Raw genomic sequence first — 12,278 nt, forward strand, 5'->3', positions numbered from 1 at the left:
CCGCGTACTAATTTGTTTTTCGTACCCTGCCTGTGAAAAATACTTTTAAATTGATTATTTAATCAAGCCGTAATGAGTAAGGCGAAGACCGCCAGCAAGGCTAGGGTGGAGACTATTGCCCAGGCAATGCCTACTGTACCACTTGACGTGAGGGTTACTCAGTGGATTGCAATACTCTCGGCCACGGTCTCCTTCACATTACTCGCCTATTACTTAAGGCTATACCCCCCCGTGTTACTCTATGGCTGGTATATAAACGAGTTCGACCCATACATAAGGCTTTTCATGACTGAGCAAATGCTTAAGTACGGAACGATCAGGGGGGGCTCCTTTGGTGGCTTCATAAGGGCTACGGCGTGATATTCACTCACTTCTGGTATCCATGGGGGGGTATTAATTGGACTATAATACTATCGCCAGGTGTCTCCTGGTTAGGCGTACTTGCGTATAAGGTATTATCGCACTTAGGCTTTGATTTACTACAATCAGTCATCCTGCTTCCCGCAATAGCCAATGCTGCAGTCGTCCCAGCAATGTTTTACCTCGGCTATAGACTTGGTGGCAAGTACGTTGGCCTATTGGCGGCTTTATGGTCCGTATTCACCACGATGTTTCTGCAGAGGGGTACAGCCGGTTGGTTTGCGGCTGAGCCAATATTCCAATTCATAGCCACCTTAGGCATAGCCTTCTATATTGAGTCCTTAACCAGAAAGGATAATTATTGGATACTCTTTGCCATACTCTCGGCAATATTTAATGGAATAACAACCTGGGTGTGGGGGGGTTCCTATGTATTCCTATGGAACTTCTACGGGTTATTCACAATAATAATACTGCTTTACCTACTCATTAGGATCGCCAGGAGACAAAGCCTACCATTCACCATAGATAAGTTGGTCATAACCTACGTACTCACTGACCTTGGATTCTCAGCCTTTGTAGCCATAACACCTAGGTACGGCTTCCACACATTAATATCCGGAATGGGTGGTGTGGCAAACGCAGCATTACTATTTTCAATAATAGCCTACGCCCTAATCAAGCTATACCCAAGGTACCCGAGGATAATGGTTCCCGTGGTCAGGTATTTCCTCATAGCCATAGTCGTGCTTGTGGCTGTAGTAATTGGGCTAAGCTTCACCTCGGTGGGTGGTAAATTCCTTGGTGCATTATTACCACTGGCCAGGAGTGCCATTGTACAAAGTGTTGCTGAGCACTCCCCATCAACTCTCCAACAAAGTATGTATAATATCTCAATAACAGTACCATTCGTAATATACACAATACTACTCTCGGTTATGTCACTGTCACTCCCAGCAATACTAATTAGCCTTGGATCACTGGCCGCGGCCTACTTCGCATCGTCTGAGGTCTGGCTATTCATGTTGCTTGGGCTATTCTGGGTGCCTGCCACGGCATATGGCTTCGTGAAGCTCACGGAGCTCGCGTTAAATAGGCGCATCCTCGTTGGTCTATCCATAGCGGCGTTACTCGGTGTCGTACTAGCCATTGCCCTGGTAGTCAATATACAGCCTGCCCTATCGATGTCCATAATGCCCCAGCAAATAGTTAGTACTGTGACGCCGCCAATACCAACGCCTGACTGGTTAGACGCACTTCAATGGCTATCCTACAACACTCCGCCAAATGCGACTGTCCTCTCGTGGTGGGATTACGGTTATTGGATTGCGGTTATAGGGAATAGGACTAGCTTGGCCGATAATTCAACTGTGAATAGTACACAAATAGCGTTGATAGGCAGTTTCTTCATGTCTAATCCATATAATTACACGGGTGTCCTAGATAAATTGAATGAGTTACACGACCCACAGTACATATTAATCTTCGAGCCATATACAGTATTCCCAGTGAATTTGACGAATTATGGCCTTGGGTCAGTATGCGTACTCATACCTGAGTACCCAGCGGGTGGTGACTTCGCCAAGAGTTATTGGATGGCTAGGATAGCAGGTTACACAAATAATTACATATTGAATACCTTCATATCCCCCCCTGCCAGGTTGGTTCATCGGCAATTTACGTACCATACGCCAATGCCACATTTTACGCGGCATACAACGTTACGCTTTACGACCTAATGTTCAACTCCGAGGTCGTTGATTCATCATACATGGTGTGGTCAACATGCACCATAAGAGGTATGCCGGCATACTGGATATTTGAGGGTGTACCAACGATAATGCCCAGTGTAAACGCCACCTCCTTTAAACTAACGTATATTGCCTACCAGGTTATAACGGGCCAATAACGCCTTGGTACTACCTATTGCAACCACCACCCTGGGCCCAGCTTGTCTATGTCTCTAGGCCGTATGGTTGGGTGATAATTTATAAGGTTAATTACAAAGTTCTTGAGGCATTAGCGCGTAATCAAACATTAACTTAAATTCATTGAGAATCGGATTGGGATGACCTCGAAATAATTGCGTTCACCACGTCTGGGTTAAGCTTAATTTTACCGCTCATAATCTTCATGATTAGCCTATACTTACCGTACTTATCATCAGGCGAGTACTTGGGCGGATGCGGCACTTCAAGTTCGCCACCGCAGTATGGGCATTTATCCTTCTTTAGGGTGTACCTACCACAGCTCTTACACCTCCTTAGTATTGAGTCCATAATCACCGCCTGGTCTACTCGCCTATCCTTGTGAAACTTGCCTCGCCACCCCCCCTCTTCTTAATCTCCGTAGTGACTAGGTTAACCACATCCTTAAGCACCTGCTCTAATTTCTTTGGATCTTTACCAACAATGTCTATTCTGTACCTGGGAGGGCCTATTGTGTATACTCGGACGCTTTCGGCTCCCTCCTTCTTGGCTAATTCCATGGCTTTAAGCAGGACATCCCTAACATGCCTAACGCCATCAGGCTTAATGCTTATCACCCTAATTATGCCCGAAATCTCCACAGGCTCCACCTCAACCCTCTCCTTAGCTATTTCCACGATTGCGTTAATAACGTCATCGTTAAGGCCCAACTTCTTGAGGTCGCCCGGCCCATACTTAGCCACATTCTCAAATATTGATAGGAAGTCTCCGTAGTAATCCTCTAGCTTCCACCCAAAGTCCTGTAACGCCTTATCAAGTGGTATGTTCAACTTCTTAGCGACAAGCTCAAGAAGTCTCACACCCCTAAGTGTCCTCTTCCACTTCGTCAATTTCTCCCTCTTTTCCTCCTCCCTAACCTTCCTGAGCGAAACATCAACAAGCTTCCTACGCGCATCAACCCTAATAACCCTGAACACAGTCTTCTGTCCCAGTCTTAGGTAATCCTTAATGTCGTGGAACCAGGACTGAACAATCTCATTAATTGGCGCATAAGCTTCAATGCTCCATACTCATCAAGTAGAACATACGCACCATGCTCCAATATCCTATATACAGTTCCAATGACTAACTCACCGATGTCGGGTAGTTCCTTCCTGGCTATCCTCACTGATAACACGTTTTTCTTAATATCGTCTACCTTCTCCTCCTTCTTACTCATTGACTATGTGAGGAGGCAGAATGCAATTTATACTTTTTCATTGTTTTACTCGTATACGGCAACCACGGTTGCCCCGACAATCCTACCCTTACCACCAGTCGGCTCTATGAGCACGTTACCACAGACTAAACACCTAACAACCATGGCCGGCCTATCAAAGACCACCTGCTCATTACCACAATTATTGCACCTAACCCTCAGGAACCTCGACCTCGGCCTTGGAACAAGGACTGAACGCCAGTTGGTGGGCATTATCACCACCTCACCTGGTCTCTGCTAATTCAAGCTTCTTTAACCTACCAACAGTCCTCATTAACACATAGCCACACTGCCTACATTGAAGTTTAACGACGATCTTCTTCGTAGTCTTAGCAAACCTCTTCTGCTTAGGCTTTCTGCTGGAGCCATAGCCCTTGAGCTTCCTTAAGTACCTCCTCTGTCCCTCGGCCAGGTTCCTCCTCTTCCCATGGCTGTAGATTGTCACTGTGTGCTCCGTATACGCATTACACCTTGGGCAATAAACCCTCACAACCTTGGGAAACTTCACGAAGTAACCACAGGATAAAACCCCCCCTTTTATATTTTTACCTCCATTAATCCTAACGAATAATGTCGATAACCCCCCCCTACGAAGAAGCTCCTCAGCATCACTCCTCGGTATTGCCGCAACATCGAATTGCGAGAATGGACCTATCGTTACTAGGCGAACACTATAGAGTACTGGGAACCCCCTTCTTAAACGACACAATTGCCAGCCCCTGAACCTCACTCCTTGGCGCCTCAGCAATCCTGAGTTCTAATAACGGCATCAGAAATCTCCTCTCTTCAGGGAGTAATGCATCCTGAGGCACTTCCTTACCCGCTTGATAATATCTCATTATCTTCTCAATCCTCTTCCTAACAAGTATTGCTATTGTTTCCCTAACCATATTCATCGTTGTTTCAACAAGCTCCTTATCAAGTACATTACCGCTCGTTAATAATTTACTATTCAACTCCTGCACCAATTGGGCATACGACTCAAATGGCGGCCTTTGGATCTCTTCAGTACTCACCTCAAGCTTTGTGAAATCCATTAACCTCCTAAGCACATCACTAATCAACTGGCTCACCCCCCCAACCACTCATTACTAGGTATATACGACGTAGGTTGGCACTTTAATAATACTCCCCCCCTCATCACCGCCGACGTCCTCGCCCAGGACTCTCCTTACAGGTAACTTCTTAATTAATCTTAACGTTAATGAACCCCTCCTAAACTGTATTGCCTTATCAACTATGAAGTCAACACCCCCCTCTCCAAATCACTTGGACTAACCCTAACAACCCTGAGCCCTGTCTTACCATGAAGTGAGTTGGGCATTCTAATTAATCTATGCACGTCCATCGTAACCACCTCATCGACGTGCGTAGATAAGCGCTCACTAATTACGGAGTTTAGGGAATCAAGTTTTCGAATTACGTACTTACTAGGTCTCCTCCTATTACTGAGGCTGTTGAGGAGGTCAGGGTCTAACTCGTGAATTAATGATGCAAGTCTACCACCAATGCCTCTTAACTTAGCATCTATGAGGATGACATTGCCCCTAATTAAGCGCTCGATATCAAAGCCCCGTAACAGTAAGTAATCAATTATCTCCCTCCTCTCCTCATCAGTCAAGCCTCGCACATCGGGTAACTCAATATGTACGTGATAACCCCTATGTCCACTAAAAAATATTTTAATTGATGAATCTGAAAATCCGAAATCCTCAATCAGGAAATCAACGAGCTTATTCACCTCCTCAGTGGCATCGTTAAGGCATTCAAGGGTCATTAATTCAACACCTTGACAATTCTGCGTGGGTAGGTGGTCACCATCAATGTCAAAGATCAAATCGGCACCCAGCCAACCCTTGGCGTCCATGTCCTGGTTAGCCGGGTCATTGTAAAGGCTGATGAGTAGTATACGTGGGATGGAACATTACTCACTAGGTAATGCCTCAATTCATCACTACTCTTAAAGGCCATGTGCCTAACCATCCCCTCCTTATCGAAGAATTGAAAACCAAACTCCCTTCTTTCTAAATCATTAATTTCAGATAGATCAACACCCCCCCTATAGTAATTCCTAAATAACACCTTAACTAAATCAATGAAGCCTGGCATATGAAACACCTACATCATTAATTTCCACATTAAAATCATTTTTACAGCGTAAAATGTATTATTTAATTATTTATGGCGTGAAATTACTCAATCATTGGCGCTATGTAATACGTTAACTTACCACCCATTGGAATCTCAAACGTGAGCGCAATGGGCTTTTGCGTGGCAAACTCAATAGTGACTATATCGCTAATCCTATACGCCTTTGATACTGTGTCCACCAAGTAATCAAGGCTGTACTTAGCAGTTGCAGGTTCCTTAAGATCATACTCAAACATCACCTCACCCTCCTTCTCAAACTTAACCTCAACATCGCCCTTATCACTGCTTGCAGACACGTATAAACCATCATCCTTAGCATCAAACTTAACCGCATCGGCGATTACGTCAGCATCCTTAAGCGCCTCATTTAGTGCATCACTGGATACCTTGGCGAGTACCGTATATACAACCTTCGGTGTTGGTAATTCCTCAGCGCCAATGTCAATTAATGGCAATGTCATTGTCCTTGAGGCCTTACCGACAAGCTTAACCTTAAGCTTACCCTCGCTAACCTCCATGCCCAGTTTATCGCCCTTCTTAATCCTCCTCAATAACTTCTTGAAGTCGTCAAAGTTCACGCCAATCCTAACCTCCTCATTAAGGCTCTCAGGGAATTCCTCAAAGGCTTCTCTGGGTATTAATAGGTCGATCATTGCAGTCCTAGATGGGTCCAAGGCCCTTAGCTTAAGACCATCACCTGCCAATGTGAAGCTTGCCTCCTCAATCAACGCGGATACTGCATCTATTATTTGCGAGAACTCCTTCGCATCTGGGTATGTTATCTTTACCTCAGACATCAAATTACCTAACCGCCACTTAAATATAAACTCTACATCCTCAGCAGAAACAGTATTACCCAGTAATTATGGTTTTACTCGTACTCACGCCAGACGTACCCACACCTGACGCACTTGTAAAACCTGGTTGGTGGTTCATCAGCTGCCCTGGTCTGTTGAACCCAGAAATACGCCTCTTCATAGCCACACCTTGGGCAGGTCTTCCTAACCTTGGGTAACGCCTCCTCGCCAGACTTGGTAAGTACTATTGGCTTATCATCCCTCCTGGCCAGTGTAGTCCTCTCAACAAGCTTCGCACCATTAACGTTAGCTTCCTCCTCATAGCCACACTTGGGGCATCTCCAAATAGTCTTCCCATCCTTCTTTGTTAAAACCATTATGCTTCTACATCTCGGGCAGAATTTAATGGCCATTGCACAAACCCACAGAACAACCTATTTATTAATCCTTCTGATCATTAATCAATAATCCCTCTACGCCTAGCCTCATTTATTAAATAACGATAAACTGATCCCCCCCAAATCTTATCATCATTCCTAACTTTATTCTCAAAGTTCTCAAGGCCGGCCCATGCCCTGAAGGCCTCTTCAGTTGCCTCATCCCAATTACCATTAACATCACCACTATAGAGCCCGAGTCCCTTCAGGATCCTCTGCACGGTTAATGCAACATTAGACTTTAGAACCACATCATTAGGATCCTCTCTACTCAACAGCGTTAGCTCCCAAATACTGAATAACCTACGTAACTCAGAAACGGGGGGGTCTGGATGATCATCAACCCTAAGATCAACATACGTATCGGTTAGGCCTAAGTACCCGCCACCCGGCCTAAGCACTATAATAGCTGCTGATTGCTTACCCCCCCTTCTATCTCCGCCGGCCGCGTCGCCGGCGGATAAGGCCTCAAGTAATTTATCCACTAACTCACCTCGCTTTGCCTCAAAGGCTCTAGCCATCCTCTCAAGAACCTCGGGACCAGCGAGTATGTTACCCTGAACGGCATAACCACTACCCACTATATGCCCTGCATACTCAGGGCATTTAGAACCCGTGTAAGCGGCTGCATCGCCTCGTATGGACACAACACCTAGCTGTCTCTCCTCCCTACCTGAATCTTCGCCAAGTGCCTTAATCAATGCATCATTAGCATTAAGGCCTGATTCAAGCAACTTAAGTATTAACGAACCTAATCTCGGGTTTGCGTAACACTGCGTCGCCACAGCACCAATGCCAGCCTTGGCCTGAGGCACTATTGCGCCCACGGCTATGAATTTAGACGCGACGGCGACGCCCACGTCGGTTTCGTCAGTGGCCACTATGGAGAATGTCATGAATTCAATTATTAAAGCGCCATAGTTAAATCCTTTACCTTCAAGATCTCGGGAATTAAATGGCCACATAAAGTAAATGCTTATTAACCCTAACTACCCCCCCCGTATTCCTGATCAGCCTTGGTTAGCGTTAAGGATGTACCGGCGGACCTATTGATTAGGGAATTGGCTAAGTACCTGAAGGAAAACGTACCCCCAGGTAAAGCCGCCAGACTGGGCGTATTCGTTAAGACCGGGCCGAATAAGGATAGGCCTCCAATGCAGGAGGATTGGTGGTACATAAGGGCTGCCGCCGTTTTAAGAAAAAATTTACCTAAATGGCCCTGTAGGACTTGGCAGCCTAAGGATGGCATTTAGCTATAGGGCTAAGGTCGGTAGTGCTGTCAGGAGTGAGAGGACGAGGAAGGCTGGTGGTGCAATAATTAGGAATATACTTCATCAACTCGAGACTGCCGGTCTCATAACTAAGACTAAGGAGGGTAGGGTTGTAACGCCACAGGGCCGGTCATTACTTGACAAGATCGCACTAAATATATTTAAGGAATTAATTAAGCAAAGACCTGAGCTTGCCAAGTATTTGACACCCAAAACAACTACTGAATAAATTAAATCCATGGGTTCAATAAGGGTTTAAGGTTAATAAATAGGCTCACTATCTTTGTTATGCCATGTCTATTGACGAAGATTATGGAGAGGAGACAGGTGGTGACCAGGAGGTGAGTGAGGACGAGCTCGAAGCCATTAGGCAGAAGAAGCTCCAGGAGCTTCAGAAGCAGATTGAGGAGGAGAGGAAGAAGCAGGAATTGGCTGCCCAGAGGAGGGCCGTGCTCAGGGTAATACTAACGCCTGAGGCCAGGGAGAGACTTGATAATCTTAGGGTTGTTAAGCCAGAACTCGTTGAGGCCCTTGAGCAGCAGTTAATTGCCCTGGCCCAGTCTGGCAGGATTAGGGTTCCCATAACCGATGAGGACCTCAAGAAGATACTGGAAACAATTTATAAACAGACCCATAGGGAGTTCAGGATAAGGTATAGGTGATGGGCATGGCCAGGAATAAGCCATTGGGTAAGAAGTTAAGGCTTGCGGCGGCGGGTAAGTCAAATAGGGCACCACCAATTTGGGTAACTGCTAAGACCGATAGGAGGGTATTAACGAACCCAGCGAGGAGACTCTGGAGAAGGACGAAGTTAAAGGTATAAGGGTAAAATGCGTGTTTTTAATGCTCCGTGAAATCCTTAGAAATAAATTTGTGATTGCCGCCTACATAATTGGCATAATTACCGTTATTCTTGCTGCATATATAATATTAAATCCATTTAATATACATTATTACTATAAAGGGCCTCCAATTAATGGTTCGTTCACGGTAAATCCATCGGGGGGGATTATATTTCTTATCTTAGAGACAAACGATAGTAATTTGAGTATTAACGTAACAGTGGTTAAGTGGGTGCCTGAAACTAACATAACATTAACGCTTTATTATACGGCTAGTTTAGGCCCTTATCAATTAAAGGAATTAAACTTCACAACAATAACTAGGCTTAACTTAACATCGGTTGGTAATGGGGGGGAGGTTACGATAATCGGTATTTATAGACCTGAGATGATTAATGCCTTAACAATTATACTCACAATATTATTTATAATAGTAATTGCATTATTAATAATTGGATTTACAGAATCAATAATTAATATACATGGAAAAGTTTAAAAGCTTAATTCAGGTTAGCTTGATATGCCTAAACAATGGAGGATGAACCACAAAATACTTGTACTAACTGCAACGGCGTTAATAACGGCGCTCTTAGTGCTAGGCCTTGCTGTTAATGCCCAACAAACAATGCCATCAACGGTAAACCTATATGAAGTTACACCGACAGAGGCTGTTCAATACTTCACATCAGGTAAGATAGACATTTACTTAAACCCATTCGCGTTACCGCCCAATGTATTATCGCAGTTAAGTACGACACCTGGCATTCAGATGGTTAGCCCAGCAATAACCTCAGCTTATGACTTGCTCTTTAACCCATACCCAAGCAATACTACGTTCAACCATTTGCCTATTGGCAGTTTAGATTCCTAATGAACTACCTAGTTGATAGGCACGCAATAATAACCCAGGTCTTCTCAGGCTATGCAACACCCATGTATGACTGGCCCGGGCCCTTCGCAATAGACAGCCAGCTTTTAATCCAGCCAATGATTGTTCAAGCAAATATACACTACGACCCAACCTACGTTAATCAATCAATCTTCGCCCTCTTCCAGGCGATAAACACGACGCCGAACTTCGACGGCATGTATAATCCGTGGGTCGGCAGGATACTATACATCAACCACGAGTGGTACTACATACCACCCAATAGCACTACGCCGCAGCCTGTCACGATAATATTCTTCATTAGGAAGGATGACCCATACAGATACGCCATTGGCCAGATGTTCATGTCAGAGCTCGAGAGCCTAGGCTTCACAGTCAAGCCAATATACGGCGACTTATCAGAGGCACTTACAATAGTCTATGGTTCTAACCCAGCACAGATGGAGTGGCAGATATACACTGAGGCCTGGACCATATACCCAGAGCCCTGGGACACCTACGCCGGTGCCTACTTCTGCGCCTCATGGACTGGAGACATGCCAGGCTGGGGCGTGCCCGGCTATTGGCAGTACACCAACTCGACAATTGATACAATAACCATGTGGGTTGCTGAAGGCAACTTCACATCACTCCAGCAATTCGAGAGTTACTCAAAGACCGCCCTCTATGACTGCTTCCAGCAGGCCGTTAGGGTTTGGCTCGTCGCAGCCACATTCCCATATCCAATACAGAACCTAACTAACTGGATGCCCAGCATCTTCGGCCTTGAGTGGCCATTAGGCATTAAGTTCGCGTACTCAACGGCTCACCCCCCCAACGTGCTTAATGTCGGTATGTTCCACGTCAGTGAATTCCCATGGAATAACTTCGGGTGGTTCATCTCAATAGACGCTTACTCATATGACGTCATTCAGGAGTTCACAAGCGACCCATTCGCCTTCTATAACCCATTCACCGGCGAACCAATGCCACTTAGGGGGGGTGCCTGGAACGCAATAATTAGCCCGAATGGTTCAGCGATATTCCCAGTACCACCCAATGCCGTTATTTGGAATGCGACCGCTGAGAAGTGGCAGGATGTTGGGCCTGGACACTACGCTAAGTCCATTGTCTACCTATACTTCAACGGCACCTGGCTGGGTCAGTACTGGCAGGATGGCCAGCCAATAAGCATGGCAGACATAATCTTCTACTACTACACATGGTTTGACCTAGCAGCTACGACAACAACTGGAGCGCCAGACTTAGGCCCCCAACCAGGCAACTGCGAGTGACGTTGGTAGTGCAATATCGCCAACCGTGAGCACCATTGTTGGCATGCAGTTCTTCCCGAACGGCACAGTGGTGATTTACGGCAACTACTGGTTCCCAGACCCCAACTTCGTGGCCGCATACTACGCACCCGGCTTCCCGTCATTTGCCAATCCATGGGTTGTCCTAGCCCTTGAGTTTTACGCCTATCAGCAGGGTAAGTACGCATTCACGAGCGGTGAAGCTCAATCGCTAAGTATACCGCAGGCTGACTTCAGGTCACCACAGTTCAACCAGTACCTAGCCAGTGTGCTTCAGAACTGGATTAAGACTGGGTACATATGGGATAATGGCTCATGGGCCGTAATCAACGGCTATAACTTCCTAGGTCCAAACGCAACCGCAACCGCCATACAGGACTATGAGGACGCACTCAACTTCTACAACACCTATGGCAACTTCTGGATTAGTAATGGGCCATACATACTCAAGAGCATAACCACTGTGACACCGCAATCAGCAATACTGGTTAGATGGAGTGGCTACCCATACAACTACACGTATTGGTTCAACCAGGTCTTCGTTAAGTTAGGCGTAACCTCAGTACCCATTAATCTAATACCTAGTATAACCTCGGTATCACCAACTACAATAACCGCAAACACCACGGCGTCATTAACGGTCAGCGTGAGTGCTGTTGGCAACCCAGAGGCTTATGTGTACCTGATTAACCCAGCCACTGGCAGATTGTCTATGAGACCTTCGCATCCTCGACAACGCCAGGTACGTTGACGGTGACGATACCGAGCAACGTAACCGCAACACTAACGCCAGGAACCTACGAACTATTACTATACGCATTCACAAACGTAGTCACGATACCCGTTCAGTACGTAACATCACTAACAGTCTCACCTCCACCGCCGCCTCCACCGCCTCCACCACCGCCACCTAAGGTTACGAAGCCGCCTACAGTGAGCACAACATTATTAATTGCCATAATAGTAATTATAGTTGTAATAATAATTGCAATAGGCGCCTGGTTGGCTGTTAGAAGGAGGAAATAATTATTTTTGTAAAAATTTAATCCCTTA

The 12,278-nt window shown here is 45.8% G+C and carries 21 protein-coding genes and 1 pseudogene; 11 read left to right on the forward strand and 11 right to left on the reverse strand.

Annotated elements, in window-relative coordinates; genetic code table 11:
- Window positions 1–72 precede the first annotated feature (72 nt).
- From JCM11217_RS14685 to JCM11217_RS14690, 3 genes are read left to right on the forward strand one after another with little or no spacing between them, the layout of a single operon-like run.
- Complete coding sequence (locus JCM11217_RS14685) at window positions 73–360, forward strand: hypothetical protein (RefSeq protein ID WP_243678606.1); 288 nt, start codon at window positions 73–75, stop codon at window positions 358–360.
- The gene (locus JCM11217_RS06710; protein WP_243678607.1) at window positions 357–2,099 is read left to right on the forward strand and encodes an STT3 domain-containing protein; all 1,743 of its coding nucleotides are present in this window, start codon (window positions 357–359) and stop codon (window positions 2,097–2,099) included. The genes JCM11217_RS14685 and JCM11217_RS06710 overlap by 4 nt, the downstream gene beginning before the upstream one ends.
- Complete coding sequence (locus tag JCM11217_RS14690) at window positions 2,099–2,269, forward strand: hypothetical protein (protein WP_243678608.1); 171 nt, start codon at window positions 2,099–2,101, stop codon at window positions 2,267–2,269. The genes JCM11217_RS06710 and JCM11217_RS14690 overlap by 1 nt, the downstream gene beginning before the upstream one ends.
- A gap of 139 nt (window positions 2,270–2,408) precedes the next feature.
- Here the strand turns inward: JCM11217_RS14690 and JCM11217_RS06715 are convergent, their stop codons facing one another.
- The 11 genes from JCM11217_RS06715 to JCM11217_RS06755 all read right to left on the reverse strand — a co-directional run bounded on the left by JCM11217_RS06715 (window position 2,409) and on the right by JCM11217_RS06755 (window position 7,827).
- On the reverse strand, window positions 2,409–2,639 hold the full coding sequence (locus JCM11217_RS06715; protein ID WP_054842449.1) for an RNA-protein complex protein Nop10: 231 nt from the start codon (window positions 2,637–2,639) through the stop codon (window positions 2,409–2,411).
- A gap of 14 nt (window positions 2,640–2,653) precedes the next feature.
- Window positions 2,654–3,298, reverse strand: a complete 645-nt coding sequence (locus JCM11217_RS06720; protein WP_243678653.1) for a translation initiation factor 2 — start codon at window positions 3,296–3,298, stop codon at window positions 2,654–2,656.
- A complete protein-coding gene (locus tag JCM11217_RS14695; protein ID WP_243678609.1) occupies window positions 3,283–3,507 on the reverse strand; it encodes a hypothetical protein in 225 nt (74 codons plus the stop codon). The genes JCM11217_RS06720 and JCM11217_RS14695 overlap by 16 nt, the downstream gene beginning before the upstream one ends.
- A gap of 45 nt (window positions 3,508–3,552) precedes the next feature.
- Window positions 3,553–3,759 carry a 30S ribosomal protein S27e gene (locus JCM11217_RS06725; RefSeq protein WP_054842480.1) on the reverse strand — a complete coding sequence of 69 codons (207 nt, stop codon included), beginning with the start codon at window positions 3,757–3,759 and terminating at the stop codon, window positions 3,553–3,555.
- 10 nt (window positions 3,760–3,769) lie between these two features.
- Complete coding sequence (locus tag JCM11217_RS06730) at window positions 3,770–4,054, reverse strand: 50S ribosomal protein L44e (protein ID WP_054842481.1); 285 nt, start codon at window positions 4,052–4,054, stop codon at window positions 3,770–3,772.
- Window positions 4,055–4,217: 163 nt separating this feature from the next.
- The gene (locus tag JCM11217_RS06735; RefSeq protein ID WP_243678610.1) at window positions 4,218–4,619 is read right to left on the reverse strand and encodes a hypothetical protein; all 402 of its coding nucleotides are present in this window, start codon (window positions 4,617–4,619) and stop codon (window positions 4,218–4,220) included.
- A 164-nt stretch (window positions 4,620–4,783) separates the two neighbouring features.
- Window positions 4,784–5,413 carry a DNA primase small subunit domain-containing protein gene (locus tag JCM11217_RS14700; RefSeq protein WP_243678611.1) on the reverse strand — a complete coding sequence of 210 codons (630 nt, stop codon included), beginning with the start codon at window positions 5,411–5,413 and terminating at the stop codon, window positions 4,784–4,786.
- A complete protein-coding gene (locus JCM11217_RS14705) occupies window positions 5,380–5,655 on the reverse strand; it encodes a hypothetical protein (RefSeq protein WP_243678612.1) in 276 nt (91 codons plus the stop codon). The genes JCM11217_RS14700 and JCM11217_RS14705 overlap by 34 nt, the downstream gene beginning before the upstream one ends.
- 83 nt (window positions 5,656–5,738) lie before the next feature.
- The gene (gene pcn / locus JCM11217_RS06745) at window positions 5,739–6,494 is read right to left on the reverse strand and encodes a proliferating cell nuclear antigen (pcna) (protein WP_054842451.1); all 756 of its coding nucleotides are present in this window, start codon (window positions 6,492–6,494) and stop codon (window positions 5,739–5,741) included.
- 74 nt (window positions 6,495–6,568) lie between these two features.
- A complete protein-coding gene (locus tag JCM11217_RS06750) occupies window positions 6,569–6,907 on the reverse strand; it encodes a transcription factor S (RefSeq protein ID WP_243678613.1) in 339 nt (112 codons plus the stop codon).
- A 44-nt stretch (window positions 6,908–6,951) separates the two neighbouring features.
- Entirely contained in the window at window positions 6,952–7,827 is an 876-nt protein-coding gene (locus tag JCM11217_RS06755) for a DUF1028 domain-containing protein (RefSeq protein WP_054842483.1), read from the reverse strand.
- A gap of 120 nt (window positions 7,828–7,947) precedes the next feature.
- On the opposite strand from JCM11217_RS06755, the pseudogene JCM11217_RS06760 reads away from it, so the two are divergent.
- From JCM11217_RS06760 to JCM11217_RS14730, 8 genes and pseudogenes are all read left to right on the forward strand, one after another.
- Window positions 7,948–8,431, forward strand: a pseudogene (locus JCM11217_RS06760) (30S ribosomal protein S19e).
- Between the two features lie 64 nt (window positions 8,432–8,495).
- Window positions 8,496–8,864, forward strand: a complete 369-nt coding sequence (locus JCM11217_RS06765; RefSeq protein WP_054842452.1) for a DNA-binding protein — start codon at window positions 8,496–8,498, stop codon at window positions 8,862–8,864.
- A gap of 5 nt (window positions 8,865–8,869) precedes the next feature.
- A complete protein-coding gene (locus tag JCM11217_RS06770; RefSeq protein WP_054842484.1) occupies window positions 8,870–9,025 on the forward strand; it encodes a 50S ribosomal protein L39e in 156 nt (51 codons plus the stop codon).
- 221 nt (window positions 9,026–9,246) lie between these two features.
- Window positions 9,247–9,540: a hypothetical protein gene (locus JCM11217_RS14710; protein ID WP_243678614.1), complete on the forward strand. Its 294-nt coding sequence runs from the start codon at window positions 9,247–9,249 to the stop codon at window positions 9,538–9,540.
- A gap of 24 nt (window positions 9,541–9,564) precedes the next feature.
- Complete coding sequence (locus JCM11217_RS14715; RefSeq protein WP_243678615.1) at window positions 9,565–9,915, forward strand: hypothetical protein; 351 nt, start codon at window positions 9,565–9,567, stop codon at window positions 9,913–9,915.
- On the forward strand, window positions 9,915–11,207 hold the full coding sequence (locus JCM11217_RS14720) for a hypothetical protein (RefSeq protein WP_243678616.1): 1,293 nt from the start codon (window positions 9,915–9,917) through the stop codon (window positions 11,205–11,207). The genes JCM11217_RS14715 and JCM11217_RS14720 overlap by 1 nt, the downstream gene beginning before the upstream one ends.
- Before the next feature lie 43 nt (window positions 11,208–11,250).
- Complete coding sequence (locus JCM11217_RS14725; RefSeq protein WP_243678617.1) at window positions 11,251–11,976, forward strand: hypothetical protein; 726 nt, start codon at window positions 11,251–11,253, stop codon at window positions 11,974–11,976.
- Complete coding sequence (locus JCM11217_RS14730; protein WP_243678618.1) at window positions 11,973–12,251, forward strand: hypothetical protein; 279 nt, start codon at window positions 11,973–11,975, stop codon at window positions 12,249–12,251. Before JCM11217_RS14725 ends, JCM11217_RS14730 begins: the two co-directional genes overlap by 4 nt.
- Window positions 12,252–12,278 lie beyond the last annotated feature (27 nt).

The sequence above is a fragment of the Vulcanisaeta distributa JCM 11217 genome, from assembly GCF_001316005.1.
Lineage (GTDB): Archaea > Thermoproteota > Thermoprotei > Thermoproteales > Thermocladiaceae > Vulcanisaeta > Vulcanisaeta distributa_B.

What these genes read in the sequence shown, in the direction of transcription:
- JCM11217_RS14685 (WP_243678606.1), top strand. Translation starts at nt 73, where the DNA reads ATGAGTAAGGCGAAGACCGCCAGCAAGGCTAGGGTGGAGACTATTGCC.
- JCM11217_RS14690 (WP_243678608.1), top strand. Translation starts at nt 2,099, where the DNA reads ATGTTCAACTCCGAGGTCGTTGATTCATCATACATGGTGTGGTCAACA.
- JCM11217_RS06715 (WP_054842449.1), bottom strand. Translation starts at nt 2,639, where the DNA reads ATGGACTCAATACTAAGGAGGTGTAAGAGCTGTGGTAGGTACACCCTA.
- JCM11217_RS14695 (WP_243678609.1), bottom strand. Translation starts at nt 3,507, where the DNA reads ATGAGTAAGAAGGAGGAGAAGGTAGACGATATTAAGAAAAACGTGTTA.
- JCM11217_RS06725 (WP_054842480.1), bottom strand. Translation starts at nt 3,759, where the DNA reads ATGCCCACCAACTGGCGTTCAGTCCTTGTTCCAAGGCCGAGGTCGAGG.
- JCM11217_RS14700 (WP_243678611.1), bottom strand. Translation starts at nt 5,413, where the DNA reads ATGGACGCCAAGGGTTGGCTGGGTGCCGATTTGATCTTTGACATTGAT.
- JCM11217_RS14705 (WP_243678612.1), bottom strand. Translation starts at nt 5,655, where the DNA reads ATGCCAGGCTTCATTGATTTAGTTAAGGTGTTATTTAGGAATTACTAT.
- pcn (WP_054842451.1), bottom strand. Translation starts at nt 6,494, where the DNA reads ATGTCTGAGGTAAAGATAACATACCCAGATGCGAAGGAGTTCTCGCAA.
- JCM11217_RS06750 (WP_243678613.1), bottom strand. Translation starts at nt 6,907, where the DNA reads ATGGCCATTAAATTCTGCCCGAGATGTAGAAGCATAATGGTTTTAACA.
- JCM11217_RS06755 (WP_054842483.1), bottom strand. Translation starts at nt 7,827, where the DNA reads ATGACATTCTCCATAGTGGCCACTGACGAAACCGACGTGGGCGTCGCC.
- JCM11217_RS06765 (WP_054842452.1), top strand. Translation starts at nt 8,496, where the DNA reads ATGTCTATTGACGAAGATTATGGAGAGGAGACAGGTGGTGACCAGGAG.
- JCM11217_RS06770 (WP_054842484.1), top strand. Translation starts at nt 8,870, where the DNA reads ATGGCCAGGAATAAGCCATTGGGTAAGAAGTTAAGGCTTGCGGCGGCG.
- JCM11217_RS14715 (WP_243678615.1), top strand. Translation starts at nt 9,565, where the DNA reads ATGCCTAAACAATGGAGGATGAACCACAAAATACTTGTACTAACTGCA.
- JCM11217_RS14720 (WP_243678616.1), top strand. Translation starts at nt 9,915, where the DNA reads ATGAACTACCTAGTTGATAGGCACGCAATAATAACCCAGGTCTTCTCA.
- JCM11217_RS14725 (WP_243678617.1), top strand. Translation starts at nt 11,251, where the DNA reads ATGCAGTTCTTCCCGAACGGCACAGTGGTGATTTACGGCAACTACTGG.